The sequence below is a fragment of the Planktothrix mougeotii LEGE 06226 genome (assembly GCF_015207485.1).
Taxonomy (GTDB): Bacteria; Cyanobacteriota; Cyanobacteriia; order Cyanobacteriales; family Microcoleaceae; genus Planktothrix.
This window is the reverse complement of sequence record NZ_JADEWU010000087.1, coordinates 1-22,343: the sequence shown is the minus strand read 5'-3', so window position 1 is coordinate 22,343 and position 22,343 is coordinate 1. Positions and strand designations below refer to the sequence as shown.

At 39.8% G+C, this 22,343-nt stretch carries 13 protein-coding genes and 2 pseudogenes; 8 read left to right on the top strand and 7 right to left on the bottom strand.

Annotated elements, in window-relative coordinates; translation table 11 throughout:
* Nucleotides 1-124 precede the first annotated feature (124 nt).
* Entirely contained in the window at nt 125-1,501 is a 1,377-nt protein-coding gene (locus IQ236_RS23795) for a cation:proton antiporter (protein WP_193871582.1), read from the top strand.
* Between the two features lie 30 nt (nt 1,502-1,531).
* Here IQ236_RS23795 and IQ236_RS23790 read toward each other — a convergent pair whose 3' ends face one another.
* The 3 genes from IQ236_RS23790 to recF form a co-directional block, all read right to left on the bottom strand.
* Nucleotides 1,532-2,854 carry an ATP-binding response regulator gene (locus tag IQ236_RS23790; protein ID WP_193871579.1) on the bottom strand — a complete coding sequence of 441 codons (1,323 nt, stop codon included), beginning with the start codon at nt 2,852-2,854 and terminating at the stop codon, nt 1,532-1,534.
* Entirely contained in the window at nt 2,851-7,938 is a 5,088-nt protein-coding gene (locus IQ236_RS23785) for a PAS domain S-box protein (RefSeq protein ID WP_193871578.1), read from the bottom strand. Before IQ236_RS23785 ends, IQ236_RS23790 begins: the two co-directional genes overlap by 4 nt.
* Nucleotides 7,939-8,092: 154 nt before the next feature.
* The gene (recF, locus tag IQ236_RS23780) at nt 8,093-9,250 is read right to left on the bottom strand and encodes a DNA replication/repair protein RecF (RefSeq protein ID WP_193871577.1); all 1,158 of its coding nucleotides are present in this window, start codon (nt 9,248-9,250) and stop codon (nt 8,093-8,095) included.
* 195 nt (nt 9,251-9,445) lie between these two features.
* Between recF and IQ236_RS23775 the strand changes: the two genes are divergently transcribed.
* Entirely contained in the window at nt 9,446-10,102 is a 657-nt protein-coding gene (locus IQ236_RS23775) for a HEAT repeat domain-containing protein (RefSeq protein ID WP_193871576.1), read from the top strand.
* Between the two features lies 1 nt (nt 10,103).
* Here IQ236_RS23775 and IQ236_RS23770 read toward each other — a convergent pair.
* Nucleotides 10,104-10,757: pseudogene (locus IQ236_RS23770) on the bottom strand (RNA-guided endonuclease InsQ/TnpB family protein); the annotation flags it as partial.
* Between the two features lie 353 nt (nt 10,758-11,110).
* On the opposite strand from IQ236_RS23770, the gene IQ236_RS23765 reads away from it, so the two are divergent.
* Complete coding sequence (locus IQ236_RS23765; RefSeq protein ID WP_322744329.1) at nt 11,111-12,733, top strand: adenylate/guanylate cyclase domain-containing protein; 1,623 nt, start codon at nt 11,111-11,113, stop codon at nt 12,731-12,733.
* Between the two features lie 112 nt (nt 12,734-12,845).
* On the opposite strand, the gene IQ236_RS23760 is transcribed toward IQ236_RS23765, so the two are convergent.
* On the bottom strand, nt 12,846-14,000 hold the full coding sequence (locus tag IQ236_RS23760; protein WP_193871575.1) for a response regulator: 1,155 nt from the start codon (nt 13,998-14,000) through the stop codon (nt 12,846-12,848).
* 378 nt (nt 14,001-14,378) lie between these two features.
* On the opposite strand from IQ236_RS23760, the gene IQ236_RS23755 reads away from it, so the two are divergent.
* From IQ236_RS23755 to IQ236_RS23740, 4 genes and pseudogenes are all read left to right on the top strand, one after another.
* The gene (locus tag IQ236_RS23755; protein ID WP_193871574.1) at nt 14,379-14,807 is read left to right on the top strand and encodes a hypothetical protein; all 429 of its coding nucleotides are present in this window, start codon (nt 14,379-14,381) and stop codon (nt 14,805-14,807) included.
* Between the two features lie 253 nt (nt 14,808-15,060).
* A pseudogene (locus IQ236_RS23750) lies at nt 15,061-15,207 on the top strand (DUF4347 domain-containing protein); the annotation flags it as partial.
* A 71-nt stretch (nt 15,208-15,278) separates the two neighbouring features.
* The gene (locus IQ236_RS23745; RefSeq protein WP_193871573.1) at nt 15,279-16,949 is read left to right on the top strand and encodes a calcium-binding protein; all 1,671 of its coding nucleotides are present in this window, start codon (nt 15,279-15,281) and stop codon (nt 16,947-16,949) included.
* 232 nt (nt 16,950-17,181) lie between these two features.
* Nucleotides 17,182-19,455, top strand: a complete 2,274-nt coding sequence (locus IQ236_RS23740; protein WP_228041824.1) for a hypothetical protein — start codon at nt 17,182-17,184, stop codon at nt 19,453-19,455.
* A gap of 168 nt (nt 19,456-19,623) precedes the next feature.
* Here the strand turns inward: IQ236_RS23740 and IQ236_RS23735 are convergent, their stop codons facing one another.
* Nucleotides 19,624-20,715, bottom strand: coding sequence for a calcium/sodium antiporter (locus tag IQ236_RS23735; protein WP_193871572.1), 1,092 nt, complete (start codon nt 20,713-20,715; stop codon nt 19,624-19,626).
* 187 nt (nt 20,716-20,902) lie between these two features.
* On the opposite strand from IQ236_RS23735, the gene IQ236_RS23730 reads away from it, so the two are divergent.
* The gene (locus IQ236_RS23730) at nt 20,903-21,454 is read left to right on the top strand and encodes a DUF1269 domain-containing protein (protein WP_190522779.1); all 552 of its coding nucleotides are present in this window, start codon (nt 20,903-20,905) and stop codon (nt 21,452-21,454) included.
* An 86-nt stretch (nt 21,455-21,540) separates the two neighbouring features.
* Here IQ236_RS23730 and IQ236_RS23725 read toward each other — a convergent pair whose 3' ends face one another.
* Nucleotides 21,541-22,158, bottom strand: a complete 618-nt coding sequence (locus IQ236_RS23725) for a TVP38/TMEM64 family protein (protein ID WP_193871571.1) — start codon at nt 22,156-22,158, stop codon at nt 21,541-21,543.
* Nucleotides 22,159-22,343: the final 185 nt, after the last annotated feature.

The window sequence follows — 22,343 nt, the reverse complement described above, 5'->3', positions numbered from 1 at the left end:
GTCCCCTTGTCCCCTTGTCCCCTCATCCCCTTGTCCCCCTGTGTCTGTTTCCGCTAAAGTAATTGGGGTGAGTTAGATGGAGTTAACAGTGGATCTAGTTACAGGGGTTTTCCCGTTAGACTCTATGGTTTCAAGGTTGGAATTGGGATTTTTACCAATTTTGGGAACGGTGACGGAAGCTTGCCCTCCAGGGGAAGCAGAATCAACAATGGTATTACTGGGGGTTCTGCTGAGTTTAGTGGCGATTTTTGTAGCCAGTAAAGCGGGGGGAGAGTTTGCCAACTGGTTAGGGTTTCCTCCGGTGCTGGGAGAATTGCTGGGCGGGGTAATTATTGGAGTTTCTGCCCTGCATTTAGTGGTTTTTCCAGAAGGAGGTATGGATAGTTCTCATTCACTGATTATTAGTATTCTGGAAACGACCGCCGGCTTAAGCCCCGATGCAGCAGAAGCAACGTTTAAATCTCAAAGCGAAGTTTTAGAGATTTTATCCGAACTCGGTGTGATTATTTTGTTGTTTGAAATTGGTTTAGAATCCAATATTGAACAACTGCTGGCGGTAGGAATTCAAGCCTTTATTGTGGCTTGTATTGGAGTTGTTGTTCCCTTTGTTGCAGGAACAGCAGGACTGATGTTTATTTTCCATGTTCCTGTAATTCCAGCAATTTTTGCAGGTGCAGCATTGACGGCTACCAGTATCGGGATTACCTCTAGGGTTCTATCAGAAATTGGTTGTTTGTCTACCCAAGAAGGTCAAATTATCTTGGGTGCGGCGGTGATTGATGATGTCTTAGGCATTCTGATTTTAGCAGTTGTTGCCAGTTTAGCCAAAACAGGCGAAATTGATATTGCTAATATCATCTATTTGATTATTAGTGCTAGTGTTTTTATTGTCGGTGCGATTGTTTTAGGCAAGTTTTTTAACGGAACTTTTGTTGCTCTTGCCTCACAATTTAAAACACGAGGTCGGGTTGTTGTTCCAGCCTTAATTTTAGCGCTTCTTTTAGCCTATATTGGGGGTGCAATTCACCTAGAAGCCATTCTAGGGGCATTTGCAGCCGGGTTAGTGTTAGATGAAACCGAACCAGGTAAGGAGTTAGAAGAGCTAATTAAACCCATTGCTGATGTAATTGTTCCCGTGTTTTTTGTGGCGGTTGGGGCAAAAACGGATTTAAGTGTTTTAAACCCAGCTATTCCTGAAAATCGGGAAGGATTAATTATTGCTGTGTTTTTAATTGTGGTGGCAATTGTTGGCAAAATCTCAGCAGGTTGGGGGGTGTTTGGTTTGGATAACCTCAATCGTTTAGGAATTGGCGTTGGCATGATTCCACGAGGAGAAGTCGGATTAGTATTCGCCGCCGTTGGTTCTGCCAGTGGTGCCTTATCTCCCGCTTTGGATGTGGCGATTATTTTGATGGTTATCCTCACCACATTCTTAGCGCCTCCGTTACTGCGAATTGTGTTTAAAACCGAAACTCCATCTCCGTCTACGGAAACAACTTAAGGAAGTTTGTTCAGGGTTGAGGGTTGACCGTCAACTCTCAACTTCTGAAACAGGAAAAGAAAGGGTAACAATTGTTCCTTGGTTGAGAATACTTTCCAGGGTTATTGTTCCTTGATGGAGTTCTACAAGGCGTTTAACAACAGTTAATCCTAATCCAGCGCCGGGAGTTCCTGAGATAGAATCTGCATTACTGCCGCGATAAAAGGCATCAAATACTTGGTCTAGTTCAGATTCAGGAATACCAATTCCCGGATCTCGAATTTTAAAGATAACTTCAGTGGGTTGATAAATCAGTTCCAAATTAATCGTCCCTCCCTCTGGAGAATAACGAATTGCATTGGTTAATAAATGAATTAAAATTTGTTTAAGAAAATTGGGATCAGCTTTAAAGACTTCAGGATGATTCCCTTTAATAGATAATTCTATGGGATGGGATTGGTTTTCCAGAGGTTTCCAATCTTCTAAGATCTGTTTAGTAAATAAATCTAAATTTAAAATTTGAGCTTCAAAATTAATTACATTAGATTCGGCTTGTGCCAATACAATTGCACTATTCAAAATCTGTTCAATGCGTTTAACACTTTCATTAACTCGGTTTAAATGACGATCTAAATTTTGAGTTTGTTGTTTTTCAATTTTATATTTAATTAATTCATTAGAAGTCATGATCACCGTTAAAGGAGTCCGAAATTCATGGGAAATAGTCGTAATTAATTGAGATTTCATTTCACTTAAAGATTGTTCTTTTCTTAAAGAAATTTCTAATTGTTTTTGTAAACTAATTAACTCTTGATTTCTCAGTCTCAGTTCTTGAGTCCGTTGTTCAACTTTAGTTTCTAACTCTTGATTTAAGGTTTGGAGTTCAGTTTGGGCGGTAATGCGATCGCAAATTTCCTGTTCGAGTTGTAGATTTTTTTGCTCTAACTGATCTTTTTGTAATTGCAGTTCTTTTTGCAATCGACTGACTTTCAGTTGAGTCGCAACCCGAACGACAACTTCTTGAACATCAAAGGGTTTCGTAATATAATCTAATCCGCCCACTTCAAACCCCATGAGTTTACTTTCAATATCATCTCTAGCCGTAATAAAAATAATCGGAATATCCCGCGTGCGTTCATCCGCCTTGAGAAAACGACACGCTTCATACCCGTCTAACTCGGGCATCATCACATCTAATAAAATTAAATCAGGGGGCATCAATTGGGCAGAATTTAAGGCAAATTGCCCATTAGTTGCTTTCCGAACTCGATAACCTTGCTGTAATAAAACTTGAGATAAAACCCGCAAGTTATCAGGAACATCATCAACAATTAAAATATTGGCTAAAGACGGGGTAGCTGAGTTAGATTTCATGAGAGCGCAAGTGTAACCCAATGAAGAATTAATTCAAACTCAAAGTTATTGATTAATTCGGTAAGTGTGTTAATTAAAAGCGGTTGAGAAGTAGGAATTTGTGTTAGCAAACTGAGAAGTTTTTCAGAATCCCCAATTTGAGTCTCGATAGCAAGCTGATTCAGTAACTCTGGAGGAAGAGTGGCTAAAGCTTCGACAATGACTGCATCCTGGATTTGATGATGTTCAGCTTGGTTCGGCTTCAACTCTTCAACTCTGTACTTTACGCCTAAATGTTTCTTTAGCATCTCCCAAATCGTAGTTTCCGTTAAAGGTTTACCAACGAAATCATCGCAGCCTGCGTCAATTACTTGTTGGCGTTCCTCTTCAAATACACTAGCAGAAACCGCAATAATTTTGGGAAACGGCTCAAAATCAGGGGGGGTCGATAACAAAGTTTGAGCTTTTTTGGCTCTAATTTCTTGAGTCGCCTGATAGCCATTCATACCCGACATTCGCAGATCCATCCAAATTAGATGAGGGTTGTAGGATTCTACCAGAATCAAAGCCATTTCCCCATTTTCCGCTTCTTCAACCTCAAACCCCACAGAACGTAATAATTTCGCTAACCAGTGACGGTTTGCTTCTAAATCATCAACCACTAAAATTCGGTATTCAGGTTGATGGGGTGCGAGTCCCATCACTTGATATTGGGGTTGTGATAACGCCAGGGTTGTAGTGTCAATTTCAGGAACCTCAATTGTGAATTGAAAGCAAGTTCCGATTCCCACTTGACTGCTGACGGTGATTTTACCGCCCAAAAGCTCTACAAATCGACGACTAATCGGTAGTCCCAACCCGGTTCCTTGTTGAGATTGTCGTCCAGTTGTGGTTTGTACAAAAGCATCAAACATGGAATCTAATTCCTCTGATGCGATTCCATCCCCGGTGTCTTGTACTTCAAACTCAAGTGTGTATCGAGAAGAATCAGAGCCGTTAACAGTCAAGTCTAAAGGCTTAATTCCCAGGGTGACAGAACCCCGATAGGTAAATTTTATCGCATTATCTAATAAGTTGATCAGAACTTGTCGCAATTTGCGTTCATCGGTTTGTATATATCGAGGTAACTGGGGAGATTTCTCAATAATCAGTTGTATTCCTTTAGAGCTAGAACGCAGTTCAAAGGTATTTTTTAAATCTTCTAATAATTGATATAAATCAAATAATGTTATATCCAGGGTAACGTGATTAGCTTCAATTTTAGAAATGGATAAAATATCATTAATTAACTGTAATAAATAAGCTCCATTCCGGTTAATAATTTGTAATTTCTCTCGATGATGGGATGCTAAAGTAGAATCTCGCACCATCAGTTGCGTAAACCCTAAAATAGCATTTAAAGGGGTACGAAGTTCATGACTCATATTGGTTAAAAAGTTACTTTTAGCCCGATTAGCGGCTTCCGCTTGTTCTTTAGCTTTTTGAAGCTCGATTTTGGTTTGTTTTTGTTGGGTCATATCTAACACAAAAGCAACACATTGATTTTGTTCTTCTAATAAAGTTGCTCCTAAAATAATGGGAATTCGAGTTCCATCTTTATGTAAATATTCTTTTTCATCGGGGGGTAAAACCTTCTCGGTTAAAATTTTATGAACCCTTTCTTGATCAGCGGCTTTACCTTCAGGGGGGGTAAGAGTATCCCAGCGTAATTGTCCCTTTTCTAACTCCTCTCGGCTATAGCCAATTATCCGTAAAAAGGCATCATTGGCTTCTAAAATTCTGCCTTCAAAATCAGCAAAAAGAATCCCCACAATATTAGCTTCAATTAAATGTCGCCATTTAGCTTCACTTTGGCGTAGGGCTAATTCTCCTAATTTTTGTTCGGTAATATCTGTTACGGAACCCGCCATACTCACCGGGTTTCCCCGTTCATCTCTGAGGGCTTCTCCCCTAGCTCGTACCCAAATATAATCACCTAATTTGTGCAACAACCGATATTCAATAAAGTAAGGACTATGAAACCGCAGATGATTTTCAATGGCTTGAAATACCAGTTGACGATCATCAGGATGAATAAAATTTCTGAACCGGGTTAAAGTGGGTTGAAATTCATTCGGTTGATACCCCATAATTTCAAAAAGTCGAGGAGAATACCAAATTTGTTCTTGATGGATATCAAACCAATCCCAAATTCCATCATTTGATCCCTTAATGGCGCGTTCAAATCGTTGTTCACTTTCTTTTAAAGCTTGTTCTGCTTGTACTCGTTGAGTAATATCTTGAAATTGAGCTACAAAATAAAGGGGATGATTCTGACGATCTTGAACAAAACCAATACTGAGTAATCCTGAAACTAAATTTCCCTTTTTATGAATTAATCGTTTTTCTAACGTATAGGTTTTGATTTGACCTGCTAATATTTTTTTAACATAACTTAAATCTCTTTCTAAATCATCAGGATAAGTAATATCATGAAACGTTAAATTTAAAAGTTCTGCCTCAGAATAGCCTAAAATTTGACAAATTGCATCGTTAACTTGTAAAAATCTACAGTTTGTTGAAACAATAAACATTCCAATTGCGGTATTGGTAAATGCACTTCTAAACCGTTCTTCACTTTGACGTAAAGCTTCTTCCGCTTGCTGACGAGCGGTGATATCCTGAATAAAGGATAAAGTAGAGGTTAAATTTCCGTGTTGATCAAAAATACCTGACGAAAACCATTCACAAGTTAGAATTTCTCCGGTTTTCGTATAATTGCGGTTTTGCATTTTCAAGGTACTGGTTTGACCGGATATCATTTTTTGAATTTCCTGATAAACGTTTTCTTGATCTTCTTCATGGATCATGAAAAAATCATCATTCGATAAACCGACAACTTCATCTGCTTTCCAGCCAAATATATCTTCAGCTTGTTTTGACCAGCGTTTAATTTTACCTTGAGCATCCCATTCTATAATTGCTAAGGGTGAGTTTTCAAAATGTTCTTGAATTTGTTGTAAAGCAGATTGTAGCGATCGCTCCGTTTTTTTAATATAAGTGGTATCTATTGTGGTTCCAACAATCCGATAAATCTTAGATTGTAAATCTTTTAAGGGTGTAAGACTTGTATACCAAAACCTTTCTACACCCTCTAAAACCACGACTTCTTCATAACAAATAGACGTTCCTGCATCAATACAGTCTTGATAATGTTGGACGATCTTTTCCCAGGAAGGTAACTTTAATTCTTGAGGGGTTTTTCCTAACAATAATTTACGCGACAAACCTGTTATTCTCTCATGGGCGGCATTAGTTCCTACATAGTAAAACTCTCCATTGTCTCCAACTTCTACCACAAAAATAGGTTCATCCACTCCCTCATAAATACTTCGTAATAATTGTTCTTGATTTTTTAAGGTAATTTCCACTTGTCTGCGGTCTGTAACATCTCTGAGGGTTCCTAATAAGCGAATGACCTCTTTGTGTTGTTGATCAAAAATCGGTTCTCCCTGGATTTCTACATAGCCAATTGAACCATCACAACGCACAATTCGTAATTCTGCTGCGAAGGGTTTTTTCGCCCATAAAGGTTTAAGAATTTCATGACGATAGATGCTGTGATCGTCAGGATAAATATACTGTAATATTTCTTCTCCTTGAGGGGGGTTAACTGTCGGATCAAGACCATAAAGTTGATAAATTTCTGGACTCCAAATTGTGGTTTGAGTTTGATAATAAAATTCCCAAATACTCAGTTTTGAAATATGTTGAGCTTGGCGCAATTTTGCTTCGGTTTTTTTGTGTTTAAGAATTTCTATTTTAAGTTGAACTAAAGTATTTTGTAATTGAGTATTCATTCCTTTAAAAGATTGAACTAATTCCCCAATTTCATCACTTCTTTCAAAATCGCTGAGGTGTTGAATTTCACCTTCTGCAATCCGTTTAGCTGCTTGATTAACTGCTAAAATGGGTTTAATAATCCAACGACTGGTCAAGATCCCCACACCAATCGCTAATATAAAAATACCACTACACAGAAAAAAGGTTTGTTTAAAGTGAGCATAGACTTCAGCCATGAAGTCGCTTCGAGGAATCACAATAATAGTCAGTAAATCTAAACCATATTGATTTTTTAACGGAACAACTTGTAAATAATAATGGTTTGATAAACTTCCCCACGTTTTCGGTGCAATGCTAAAATTAACATTTTGTACAGTTTGAAGTTTTTGTAAATCCCCATAATTTTTAATTAAAAACTTTCCGATATTATTTAAGAGCGAATCTTGGCTGGTGAACAGATTAATTTGTTTTAAATTTTGAAAGTTGGGTTGATCGACTTTCCCTTGAGAATTTGCTACTACATTTCCCTGTCTATCAATCAGAATAATTTGTCCCCCATCTCCAACTCGAATCTGGCTGAGAAAATCACTCAGATGGGAAGAGGTAATTCCAACGGACAAGACCCCCAACAATTTCCCTGTTTCGGGTTCATAAATTGGCGTATTGAGATTCAAGCCCCAATCTTCTTGACTTCCTAATAAATAAAGGGAACCCCAGCGTGTTTTTTGACTTTTCACCGCATCTTGATACCAAGGACGCAGGGTAACACTAGGTTTCCAAAAGGTTCTTAAAAGTTTAATCGGTTTTCCCGTTTGATCAATGGCATAATCATACATCAGGGATGAATCTTGAGGACTAGAACGCCAGAGTCGCTGTCCATGAAAACGACTAACGGCTACAAACTGATGCTGTTCATTACCCACTAATATTCTGCTAATCAACTTAAAATGATGTAAGTTTAAAAATAGCTGTCTTTCTAACAGATTCAGATTGTTTAAATCTGGGTTTTCAGCTTGACAATGAGAAAGCATCAAATGGGTAATTGTTTCTGTATCTTCTGTTAGGTGATCAAGATTATCTTCCACACGCTGAGTTATCTCATCCATGAGTTCGCTACTCATTTTCTCAATGGCACGTTGCCCACTTAAAAAGGAGAGATAACCAATAATAGATACCGTTGCTGTAATCTGGATAACAAAGGGAATAATCAAGACAAACCGTAAGGGAATTGTTTTCCAGGTTTGACTGATCCATAGAGAACGGAAGAACTGGGAGAAATCCATGATGGAATTGTTTGATTAGCTCAAACTTAAAAACCAAGGTTGTACTCGTTTCTTTGGGGGAACCCTCAGAAAGCATTGAACCTGATTCCTGGAGTTACCACAGCATAGCCGATCCTAATTCGATTATACGTTTAATTTACAATTTGGCTAGGGTTTAGCGACAGGAGTTTAGCGGGTGAATTTGTCCAGCTTTAACGCTTAAAATTTGAGTGTTCTTTAACCATTGAGGATCAAAAGACCCTAAATGGGTGGTTGTAATTAATGTTTGAAAGCGATCTTGAATGGCCTCTAACAGTTGATTTTGTCGATGCAGATCTAACTCAGCTAAGACATCATCTAATAATAGTAAGGGAGGTTCCCCCACCACCGCTTCAATCAGTTGTAATTCCGCTAATTTTAACGCTAAAACTAACGTGCGTTGTTGACCCGATGAAGCATAATTGCGGGCTAGAGTTTGATTAATGGTAAAGATCACATCATCTCGATGGGGGCCAACTAAAGAAATACCTTGTTGTTTTTCTGCGATTAATCGAGTTGCGAGTTTGTCAAAAAAAGCCTGTTGAATTTTTTCAGGGGGTGTGGTTGATAAACTTTGATTCGGTAACTCTAAATTAACATTGGGTTGATAAATAATCTCTAATAATTCCGTACTTCCACTAATCGATTGATGCCAAGCTTTAGCTAAAGGAACTAAACGTTCTAAAACCCGATTCCGCCGTCGTAAAACCCGAGTTCCGGCGATCGCTAACTGCACATCCCAAAGCTTTAATTCTTCGGGTTGAGAATCGGAAACTTCAGGATTCTGTTTAATTTGTTTCAGGAGGGCATTGCGTTGACGTAGGACTTGATTATATTGTTGTAAAATATAAGCATAAATAGGTTCTAACTGTACCAATAACCGATCTAACCAACTGCGTCGATGTTCAGGGCCCCCTCGAACTAATTCTAAATCTAAACTGGAAAATTGAACGACATTTAACACACTCAAAAAATCCAAGTGACGACGCAAAGATTGACCATTGAGAGCAACCGTTCGTCCGCCTTGGGAACGCAGGGTAATCGCTAAATCCAAGGTTCCCACGTCCCGTTCCACCGTAGCACGCACTTGTCCAGTGGGTTCAGGATCAAAAATCAAATCCCGATCTCGACTTACCCGATGACTTTTGAGAGTTGAAAGCAATTCCACCGCTTCTAATAAATTCGATTTTCCTTGAGCATTATTTCCTAATAAAATCGTTTTGGGGGCTTCAAATAAAACTTTTTGATCAACATAGTTGCGGAACTGTCGTAGATGTAATACTTTTAAATACATATCAATAAAATCCAGAATTGACACTGAGGTCAGTATATATACCGATTAACTCCTCTTTCTGGAGATAGTTTTGCGGAATTAAAATTTTGCAGTAAAGTAAATAAGTCTATCGGTCATCATTAATAAATCAAACCCCATTAAGACCCTTTTGTTGCAAACACAGACTTTAAATTTTAACGCTTCTGGAGGATTCTGATGAAGATCCAGCAAATCCAAACCTACCTGAATAGCCATGATTTTCAGGAGCGACTTCGGGGACTAACTGAGCTAAACGATCAGGAGAGTCAAGTAGCGATTCCTCTATTAATCAGTAAACTCAGTGATCCTGAATTTATTATCCGGTCTTTTGTAGCCATGGGACTCGGACGTCAACAATCCCCCGAATCCTTTCAAGCGTTGGTGGAACTCCTCGATCACGATCCTGATCCCAATGTTCGCGCGGAAGCGGCTAACTCCCTCTCCCAATATGGGGAAATCGCCATCCCATACCTAGTACGCTGTTTTGGTCAAGATTGTAACTGGCTGGTGCGACGGAGTATTTTAGAACCGTTGATTACCCGTCGTCACCCCCAAGCGTTGTATGACATCTGTATTTGTGCGTTGAGTGACCCCGAACAAGTCGCTCAAGAAGCCGCCATTGAAGGATTAGCCGGATTAGCCGGAACAGAAAAGCAAACAGAAGCCTTAGAACAGCTTTTAGAATTAGTGGGAACGCCAGTTTGGCGAATTCGGACTCGTGTGGCTTTAGCCTTGAGAAAATTTAATCATCCCCAAGCCCAGGCTGCATTACACTATTTGAAAAAAGATGAAGATCATCGCGTCGTCGGGGCTGCGTTAGAAGGGGCAATGTGAACTACCTACACTGACCTTGCGGTACAGTGTAGGCTTCCTGCCCAACAGAAAGCGCAGTAGTGGATTTCTTTCGTCCTCCCTTACTTCGACTTACATCTGGGCGACAGGCTTTATCCCCCGTTCCAGAGGTCAAAATTCGTAGTCCCTCATCTCTGATGTTAATGCTTGCGTTCACATCCCTGTCATGTCTAGTTTGGCAGTTTTCACAAGTCCAGAATCTTACATCTAGCGGCAAACTACCAACTTGGTTCAAGCACACATGGCAGGTTTTTGAACTGGGAAAAAATCTATCAACTTCAAGATAAATTTTCCCTGACATTTCTGCCTTGTATTTAAGCAGGGTACAGAACATTCCCCATCCTACTTGATGAATGGATTTAGCCAAACAATGATTCTGCACCATGCCTTTAACGTTGAGATTTTCAAGCACAATTACTTGGTTTTCGTTAACTATCCTACGCGATAGCTTGTGCAGAAAATCCTCACGGCAGTTAGTTATTTTTCTATGAACTCTAGCGACTTTAAATCTCGCCTTATTGCGGTTATTAGAACCCTTTTGTTTTCTAGATAGCTGCTGTTGTTTAAGTTTTAAATTCTTTTCATGCTTGCTCAGTATTCTAGGATTATCAAACTTTGACCCATCGCTAGTATTTGCTATAAAATAGTATAACATAAGATTTGTTCGTTTCCGACCTGTTCTGCTCCCTGTTCTTCCTGCGGAAGAATTTGGTCGCAGAACTGTCGTCAACTCACGCGCAATTCATCTCAACACTTCCGCTATCGCGGTAAGTGTGAGGCTTCTTGCTGCTCAAGCTAAAATTAGGATAAATCCGGTAATTGGAGTTAAATTGTAAACAGACAGTGATGCCAACCGCAGGAATCAACGGTTATGACTGGGCTGTTCATTTTTGACCTTCTAATAAATGCCTTTAACATCACACTGAGATTTCATTGATTCGCACAATCCCGTCCATGTAACGCTTTTATAGGAATTAGGTTAAGAGGAAAGTGCCGTATATCATTTACAACCCCGATACGACTAGCGCCATGACGTTTAACTTACAGTTCGGTGAGAATACCATCGGACGGGGACGGGATAACACGATTTGTTTGACGGATGTGAGTTTGTCTCGTCGTCATGCTTGCATTGATGTCCGTGAAGATAAAATCACGATTACCGATATGCAGAGTAGTAATCATACCTTTGTTAATGAGGTGATGATTGAACACTCAAATCTCAAGTCTGGGGATTTAATTCGTTGTGGTCGTGTAGTATTTAAGTTTATGAATGTTTCCCTCACACCTGCCTTAAAAGGTCATGGGGAGAATTCTCAAACCTCAGTGATTCAAGAATTTGCCACGGATGCGAGTTATACGATTATTCAAGATTTATTAGAACCCTCCCCCGCCGGAAGTTCAGTTTTAAATATTCGCCAACAAGATGCCCATTTACGAGTTGTTGATAAGTTAAAAATTTTATTAGAAGTCAGCAAAGAGTTATCTTCTCCCCATGAACTCAATAAACTGCTGGATAAAATTTTAGATCTGTTATTTCAGATTATGAATGTTGATCGGGCGGCAATTTTGCTCGTTAATCCCAAAACCAATAATTTAGAACGAAAAGCCGTTAAATTTCGGGAAGAACCTTTAGCGGATGAACATTTTTATAGTAAAAAAATTACCAATACTGTTCGAGAAACAGGGAAGGCGTTGTTAATAGCCGATGCTCAATCAGATGAACGCTTTGAAGGTTCTGAGTCGATTTTGTGTCAAGCGATTCATGCGTCCATGTGTGCACCCTTGAAACTGCGAGATAGTGTGATTGGGGTTTTATATGTCGATAATTTATCATTATCAGATATTTATTCTCCTGAAGATGTAGAATTTTTAACCGCTTTAGCTAATCAATCGGCGATCGCGATTGATAACGCCGAATTATATAAAAAAATGCAGGAAGAGGCGGTCATTCGCAATAAACTTGAACGTTTTTTCCCCCCAGCAGTGAGTCGAAAACTGCGAGAAGAAGGAAAATTAGGAATTGTAGAAAGTGAAGTCACCGCTTTATTTTCAGATATTACTCGCTTTACCGAAATGTCTTCTCGAATGCAGCCTCGACAAGTCATTTCTATGTTAAATGAATATTTTAAAATTATGGTGGAGGAAATTGTTTTTCCCTTTGAAGGAACCTTAGAAAAATATATTGGAGATGCCTTAGTTGCGGTTTGGGGAGCACCTTATTCCCGTCATGATGATGTTGATCGAGCGGTGCGGGCGGCGATTGAAATGCAATGGTCTGTTTATCGAATGAATCAGCAATGGAAACAACGGTATGGTGAACCCATTTATATTCATATTGGACTGAATACCGGACAGGTGGCGGCGGGAAATATTGGCTCTTCTAAACTGATTCAATATACCCATATTGGAGATACCATGAATGTAGCGAGTCGGATTTGTTCTGCTGCTCAAAAAAATGAAATTTTAATTTCTCAATCCACATTTGATCAACTTAAAGATCGCAGTATTCCCTTAGAAAAAATTCCCCCCGTTATTGTTAAAGGTAAAGCTGAACCGTTACAACTATATCGGATTCACTGGCAAGAAGTTCAATCAACGGTTTTATCGTTTTAAATGGAATCATAGATTGGTGATCAGTTTGACATCCGTTTGCACCCTAATTGACTCATAACGACTCAAAAAAAAATAAGCCACCCTGAAAAATTCCTAGTTTTATAGCGCTATATCAGTTATTATTAGCTGACAGTTGACACTTAAATTCAATGAGATTCAAATTGGTAATTTGACGAATTGTAATTGAACACCCATCTCCAAATTTTACCGCAGTCAAATAACAGCAACCTTCAGCCGGATCATTTCCCCAACAAACTTTTTCTTCGATTTCTTCCCCCGTCTCAACTACCTTAATCAAGGAATTAAATAGCTTAGGATTGAGTTGATTAAGCATTTTTTTGGGAATAGTCTTACCGATAAGATTTTCTCGTTTTTGACCCAAAATTTTAACAAAGATGGGATTAATAATTAAACAGTGAAAATTGTTAATCTCTTCAGTTATCATATCTCTTTCCGCTTGTAAAGCCATAATTCCATCTTGAGAACTATTTAATAAATTAGCCAGTAAAGCCCGAGATTGGTAGAGAATTTCTGCTGTTTGTTGATGGTGTTCAATTTGCTGTTTTAACTTCTGTTTTTGTTGTTGGATAGTGAGTTGAGTTTGCAAACGGGCGATCACTTCTTTGGGTTCACAGGGTTTGGTAATATAATCCACTCCCCCGACTTGAAAAGCTTTGACTTTATCAAAAACTTCATTTAGCGCACTCAAGAAAATTATCGGAATTTCTGAGGTTGTTTCATCAGCTTTTAAAGCTTGGCAGACTTGATATCCATCCATTCCTGGCATGGCAATATCGAGCAAAATTACATCCGGGTGAGTCTTTTGGACTGTTCTTAATGCCATTTTACCATTGGTGACACTACGAACTATGTATCCATGTTTATCTAATATATCTGTTAAGAATTGTAGGTTTTCTGCCAGATCATCAACAATTAAAATATTGCCTTTCGGGTCTTCCTTTTCATCAGGATTAATTTCTGCTATTTCGTCTTGAGAAGATGAAGATGTGCCACAACGCACTTCAATCACCCATCGAAAGTTATTCTTAGTGATTTTTTCCCCAAAGGCGGAGGAAAGACGTTGCCATAATAGGGAAGCTAAATCTTTAATATGACCAACACTAAGATATAAGCTCTCAGCAAGGCTACTGTAGCTTTCATTATCCCAAGCAGCTTTGAGGATTTGTTTTTCTGAAGGCGTTAGGGGTTGACCCCCTTTAGAGTCTAGGGTCGCTTCTACGAATTTGAGGATTTCTTGAAAGGTCATGACGGGCTAAGGGTGATCCGGTTTGTGGTAGTTGGGTTAAATCAGTATCAGTATTATCACGCTTGTGGGTGAGTTCGTGACCAACTCTAGCCAGAAAAATTTAATCATCCGACTTTTCCGACTTTATAGATCCGACTTTTCCGACTGACAGGGGTAGGGGTAATCAACGATGATGAAAGTATTGGAAGGGTGAAGTTCAAAGTTCAGTAGTCCTAATTCAATAGACATCCCCACAGTCAGGAGTTAAGAATCGGAAGTCAATTTCAATCAAAAGAATTTTCAGTTGAGCTATGTCTAAGGACTTAATGTCTATTTCTGAATCGTGAAATGGATCATCACTCCAATCATTTGAGATTTTATTTAGTAGGTTAAAACATCATGCTTCGTCGTTTTGCAATAGTTAGTAGCCTCGTTGTGTTAGGTTCTTTGGGATTATCTTCCGTAGCCCGTGCAGGTGAAGGTGCTGTGGCGGGTTCGGCAGCGTTCACCGTTACTGCCGATAAAGTTACGGGTGTGGCAGTTTCGGCGGCTGTGGGTAAACGAGATGCTGTGGCCCATGCTTTCAACTACAGTGGTACTGGTACCGGCAATACCTTTGGTTTACAGAACTCGGCTTTTGCATTAGGTACTTCGGGACAACTGAGTATCGGTGGTATTGGCGACCCGTCAGGCTCTACCTACAACACAACAATGGAGGATGGTGTCCAGATCCTCACCACTCAAGGGAATTCCTTCAACACCGGCGCCGGATTCGAGATCAAACTGGGTACTACTACTGGGAATGTTCTGGCTAATACGCTTCCCTAGAACAGTTGTGAGTGGTTAGCTGGGAAGCTAACGGCTAATCTCTCAACATTGATTCCCTTTTATTTCTAATCTGAGGGTCTCAGCGACTCTCGAAGCAGGGAGTCAGCAGAGATCCTCATGAACAGACTTTTCGTATCCGCCACACTTATATTGACTAACCCAAAAATTTCCCAGAAAAAACCATGATTAATCCTAGTACAAAAACCTTCAATTCTACCTCCACAATTGTTTTGATTGATTTAGCCAAGTTTTAGGCCGATATCAGAATATTGATGCCGTTCATATTATTTCTCACGGCGCGCCCGGTTGCTTGTATTTGGGCAATACTCAACTGAGTTTAGATACTCTAATTCACTATATCCCCCAACTGCAGACTGCTACAGAAATCCTCCCTTTTTAAGGGAAATATGCAAGCACCCATCACAAATTCAACTTAGTTTTATCCATTTTTAGATTTAAGGAGAAACACAAATGCCTAACCCCAGTTTTGCAGCAGCCCAAACCAACCCCTTTAGTCTCACAGATGTGGGAGACTCCAGCACCCCCACCTTTGCCGATATCGATAATGACAATGATCTGGATGCTTTTGTGGGAGCAGGCAACGGCAATATCTATTATTTCCAAAACACCGGCACCGCCAGTAGCCCCAGCTTTGCAGCAGCCCAAACCAACCCCTTTAATCTCACAGTTGTGGGAGACTACAGCAAACCCACCTTTGCCGATATCGATAATGACAATGATCTGGATGCTTTTGTGGGAGCAGACAACGGCAATATCTATTATTTCCAAAACACCGGCACCGCCAGTAGCCCCAGCTTTGCAGCAGCCCAAACCAACCCCTTTAATCTCACAGATGTGGGATTCTACAGCGCCCCCACCTTTGCCGATATCGATAATGACAATGATCTGGATGCTTTTGTGGGAGAATACTTCGGCAATACCTATTATTTCCAAAACACCGGCACCGCCAGTAGCCCCAGTTTTGCAGCAGCCCAAACCAACCCCTTTAATCTCACAGGTGTGGGAAACACCAGCGCCCCCACCTTTGCCGATATCGATAATGACAATGATCTGGATGCTTTTGTGGGAGCAAGCAACGGCAATACCCATTATTTCCAAAACACCGGCACCGCCAGTAGCCCTAGTTTTGCAGCAGCCCAAACCAACCCCTTTAATCTCACAGATGTGGGAGACTCCAGCACCCCCACCTTTGCCGATATCGATAATGACAATGATCTGGATGCTTTTGTGGGAGAATACTTCGGCAATACCTATTATTTCCAAAACGGCCCCACAAACGGAGCTCCTACGGCTTTAGCCCTCAGTAGTACCAGTATAAATGAAAACGTAGACCCTAACAGCACCGTTGGCACGTTAACCACCACTGACCCGGACACTGGCGATACCTTTACTTACAGTTTAGTTTCGGGTACCGGAGATACCGATAACACCGCCTTTACGATTGTAGACAACCAACTACAAATCAAAGCTTCCCCTGACTTTGAAACTAAGTCCAGTTATAGTATCCGGGTGAAAACCACTGATGCTGGGGGACTGAGTTTCGAGAAGGAGTTGACCATTAATATTAACGATATCGATGAGTTTGTCTCCCTGACACCGAATAACGATCTTTTCAATGGGACTGCGGGTGCCGACCAAGCGAATGGCGGTGCTGGAAGCGATATCCTCTACGGTAAAGCCGGAAACGATATCCTTGATGGTGGTGACGGTAACGATATCCTCTACGGTGGCGATGATGATGATTTGTTGAAGGGGGGTAATGGTAGCGATCGCCTTTATGGAGATGGAGGTCATGATCAACTTTATGGTGATGCAGGTAACGATATCCTCTATGGCGGCGACGGTGACAATCTCCTTGATGGCGGTCTAGGTAGCGATCAACTTTATGGTAACACCGGGATTGATACCTTTGTCCTAGCATCAGGAATGGGTCAGGATTCTATCTACAAGTTTGAAGATGGTAAAGATAAAATTCGATTAGATGCAGGTTTAACTTTTGCGGATTTAAAGATTACCCAAAGTGGCACTAATACCTTAATTAAAGTGTTAGCAAGTGGAGTGACTCTGGCTTCTTTAACTAATGTCAGTTCAACCTTAATTGGCTCGGCTGATTTTCTTTAATCTAGGCTAGAAAACCCTAATCTCATTAATTTGTTTCTCGTTTTTGATCCCCCCTAACCCCCCTTCTTTTTAAGGGGGGAAACGGATTTTAAAGTCATCCTTTTACTAATCCTGTAATTTCCAACTTATTTTAAATTTTAAGTCGGGTTATTTTAATTATAAAAATTATGATATTAGAATTTAATACTTTATTTAATATGATATTTACCCTCGATTTTATTACTTGATTATCATGAACTATCCTCGAATAATTCTTAACTTTTTTCCCCTGATTTCCACAACATACAACCGTACTATTTTCCTCAGTTTAACTGTCTTAAGTATTGCTAGTGCAGCCCCAATTCTTGCACAAACTGACTCTAATTTACCCAATAATACCCCCGATCAAAATTCCTCAGAAAGCCGGGTTCCTGACTCTCCAGAAGCCACCTCCTTATCAGAAACAATCAACTGGTCACATTCCGCTACAGACCTGCAACCTTTATCCCAAAATTTAAGCCCTGAACCCAACTCTAAAGAACCCGAATTAAATAAAAATCCCAAGAGTTCAACTCCTACCTCCTCTGACCCTAATTATATTATTCCTCCGCGAATTGCTCCTAACGAAAAAGTTAACCCAGGAACAACAACTTTACCGCTTAATGAGATTCCCATTAGTCACTTAGCAGAATGGCAATTGAGTGCTTTACAAGCCTTTGCTGAGACGACAAACAGCGCGCTTTTTTTTAATGGCACTCTCAAAATTCACGCTCAAGTTATTGAAAATTTAACCCGTAATAATGTTTATACAGTAGACCAAAAAGGGATTTATTTGCAACTACGAACAGTTCCCTTAGAAAGAACTATTACGACGACAACAATTGAACCCCAAACCATGAATGGGTTAGAACTGCAAATGAGTTTAACGGGGGCTTGTATTTTGCCAGGAACTAGCCCCGATCAACAATGTACTTATATGCCCGGTTTAGCGGTTGATCGCAATAGTATTGATCCCCAATTTTTTGTTCCTACGCGCGTTTTTCAAACCTCTCAAGTTGGGGAAGTTATCAAACCAGAAACCTTAGCTTTTGTACAACGTCCCGGCTTTCAAGGAGGAACCAGCGCTCAACCCATTGGGGTCGATTTTTACTTTCCCAATACGGGTGCTTTCCCTGGAAATAGTCAATCTCAAGAAACAGATTTTCGACGCCAAGAAGACATTACCTATACCCTAACCGGGACATTTTCAAGGGTTCGTCAAATTGTTAGAGCGAATGATAAAGAATCGGTTTTAGGGCGAACTATTCGAGGATTTACTCTCTTTTTTGATGATGAAAATCGCTGGACAAATACAATTATTCAAGCGGGAGCGCAATTATTACCCGATGTGATTCCTCGTTTAGAAGGAAGTAAAAATCCTGTTAATTCTAATATTAATCTTAACTTATTTTTTGCGGCTAATAATACTCGTTTACCCAGTAGTAGTTTTACCATCTATTCTGCCGGACTTGGACACGCCAATAGTTTAACTTCTAATGTTACCAATTTAAGCCAAGTTCCCACAGCAAGTTATCATAGTCTGTGGTTTGGTCTTTCTCCAGTGATTAAACGTAACTTTGAAGATAGTGAAATCTTTTATCAGCCCACAAGCCCCCAATTTATCCTTGCCAATGGAGGTGGAGAAGGGGGGGAAAATACGAATGTTCAGTTAGTTTCGGCGGTGAATCAAGACACCTATTCAACGGCGAATCTACAGAATTTTTATGCTCAAGTTTATTTAGGTTTTTTCCAGCAAAATGTTAACTTAGTGACGGAGAATATCTATCGGGAAAAAATGGGTTATTATCCCCATTTAAGTTTTACAGGAGATTGGACAGGGAGCCAATATATTCTCCGATATTATACGGGTATCATTGCTTCTGAAGAAGTTAAACCTTACCTGGGTGCTGATTATACCAGAAACACCGTTAACGGTTGGAATTTTAGAGGCGGTGCCATTGGTTATCTTAACCCGGATCAGGATTATTATAGTCAAGTTTGGGGCAGTGTGGCGAAAAGAATTATCTTTAGTAAAAGTGCTAATTTAATTTTATCATCTGGCTTCAATTATGCCATTGATCGAGATACAACGATTGGTGATGTTGTTAGTCTTTCACCCGCGAGTGAAGTTGTCGTTGCTGCGAGTTTAAACTGGGGAATTGTTTCTATTGGTGTCACTAACTATTTTGGGGGTATTCTTCCTAATTCCTATGATAATCGTTTGCTGACTCAATTGAGTATTAGTCCTTTTAAGACTCTGACTCTCTCTGGTTATGTTGCACCCATTGATGAAACCTCTAGTCGTTCTCTCTATGGTGCAGGTATCATTTGGCAACTGAAAAACCAGTATAATAGTCCTACTCTATCTTTTAACTGGCAAAATCAACAATATGACTATGGTTACGATGTTTTTGGAAATCAATTATTAGTCAATGATAATATTTTTACAATTCTATTTCGAGTGGGTCATCCGCCCAACCCTTTTTAATCAGTAATCAGTGATTAGTTAGATGAAATCCCATTATAGATGCTACAGATTATCCTTCCTAACCCCCCCTGTAGAGACGCGCCATGCTTAGTAGAGACGCGCCATGGCGCGTCTCTACAGGGGGAATTTTTAGCAAACATTAAGGGATTTCATATAACTATTTTTAGATTAAGAATTTAACCGTTTTCGTTTCGCTTGATAGCTACGGACAGTAGTAACAATTAAGGTTAAGATTGTAATCGGAATGACAAAACTGATCATCACAAAATTAAACCAAGGAAGTTGAGAATGTTGAGAAGAGTCGAGGATTAAATAGGAACTATAAGCAACATAATAAGCGAGAAACAGTATTCCTTCCCAACGAGCAATCGATTTCCCACTATAAAAAATTGGAAAACAAGAAATCGCCACCGCAATCATTACCGGAATATCAAAATTTAAAGCAGCCGTTGCAACTGGAATTCCATCTGGGGAAATAGCGGAAGATAGTCCTAAAACAGCCAAGATATTAAAAATATTGCTTCCGACTACATTACCCACGGCAATATCGCGTTCTCCTTTAATACTAGCTACCACAGAACTGGCTAATTCCGGGAGGGAAGTTCCGGCGGCGACAATGGTTAATCCGATGACTAAATCACTCACTCCCAGGGCTTTAGCAATAGTAATTGAGCTTTCAACTAACCAATTAGAACCTTGAACCAGTAACACTAATCCAACCCCAATTAAGGCGATATTAATCAGCCAATTTTTGGGAATATTTTCAACATAAGTTGGAGATTGATTTTCGGAAGATTCCTCATCTTTTTGTTTCTTGGCTTCGTAAATTAAAAACAGAGTATAGACAATTGCCCCAATAAATAAAATGGTTCCATCCACCCGGCTAATGGTGCCATCACTGCCAAACATTAAGGTTAAAATAGACACCCCAATCATAATCGGAACATCTAAACGAATCAATTGACTCGCTACCATTAAAGGGGCAATTAAAGCCGAAATTCCTAAAATAATTAAGATATTAAAAATATTACTTCCGACAACATTTCCTAATGCAACATTCGCTTGACCTGCAAAACTCGATTGAATACTGACCGCCATTTCAGGTGAACTGGTTCCATAAGCAACAATGGTAAGTCCCACCAGTAAGGAGGGAATTCTTAACATTGCAGCAATGTTTGAAGCGCCCCGAACTAAGAGTTCTGCACCCCCAACCAGCAAGACTAAACCCCCTATCAGCAACAAAATCACGCTCAAGCTCATATCATAAAAATCCTTAACGGTTAAGATTATGCTTATTTATTGGTTCTGAACGCTCAAAACCCCTTTCGTCACTGTATCATGACTTGAATAGATGATGTTGATTGTAGATGTGCTAAAGTAAAGAAGATTAAAATTGTGATCAAAATTGACCCAATTTTTTTTAACAGTTCATCAGGATAAATATACCATGACTTATTCCGAAGAGTTAACTAATTTAGTTGTTGTTGCTTACCCAGAGCAAGAAAAGGCGAAAGAAGTTTTAAAACAACTGAAAGCACTGCAAGCACAAGGAATTATTTCCGTTGTCAATGCTGCGGTGATGGTCAAAAATGAAAAAGGCAAAGTTTCGATTAGTGAAACCGGAGATACGGATGCTAAAGGGGGAGCAATTATTGGTGGAATTACGGCGGGATTAATTGCTTTATTTAACCCCATTGGTGCTTTAGGAGTCATGGCTTTAACCGCAGGTGGGGCAGGAGTGGGAGCTTTAATTACTCATTTTATGGATTTAGGATTTCCTCAAGAAGATCTCAAAGAATTGTCTGAATCTTTAACCCCTGGAAGTTCGGCTTTAATTGCCTTAGTTGAACATACTTGGGTTGATCAATTAACGGAAGCGTTAGAACAATATGCAGGGAGATTGTATAAGCGTTCGATTAAAGCGGATATTGCGTCTCAATTAGAAACGACAGCAAAAACTGTTAATTCTGAAGTAGAATCAACTCCCCCAGAATCTTAAGAGACGCGCCCTGTAGAGACGCGCCATGGCGCGTCTCTACAGGGCGTCATGGCGCGTCTCTACCCGATATAAATTGTGTTTTCCACCTATTTAATTTTTTGATTGAGAGCATTTTGAGCAATTTTAGTGATATAAATCGTAACAATAACGGTAGCCATTAAACCAATTCCATATAATAACCATTCTATCGGAGTCCGCGATCGCTCTCCCATCCCTAACTGAGCTAAACTTCCCACTAACGATCCCAAATAAACATATAAAATTGTACCCGGTAACATTCCAATCCAAGAGGCTAAAAAGTAATCTTTTAAGGAAACATTGGTTAATCCAAAGGCATAATTCAGTAAGTTAAAGGGAAAAATCGGAGAAAGACGAGTTAACCCGACAATTTTCCATCCTTCTTGACCAACAGCTTGATCAATTGCTTTAAAGTTTTCATAATTTTCTAGCTTTTTAGCTACCCAATTCCGGGCAAAGTATCGCCCAATTAAAAAGGCAAAAGTCGCCCCAATAACTGAACCAATAGACACATAAATTGAACCCCAAATCACCCCAAAAATCACCCCTGCACCCAAGGTTAGAAGGGAACCGGGAATAAATAATATCGTAGCTAAATTATAGACAATAATAAAAGCAAGCGGCCCCCAAAATCCCAAATGCTCAACCCAATCCAAAAGATAAGTTATTAACTGTTGAATCCCCATTTTATTTCTATTTTCCCTATTTTTAATATGATCCCAGAATTTATATGAAATCTTGAATAACTGATAACTGGTACAGACGCGCCATGGCGCGTCTCTACACTGATAACTGGTACAGACGCGCCATGGCGCGTCTCTACACTGATAACTGGTACAGACGCGCCATGGCGCGTCTCTACACTGATAAC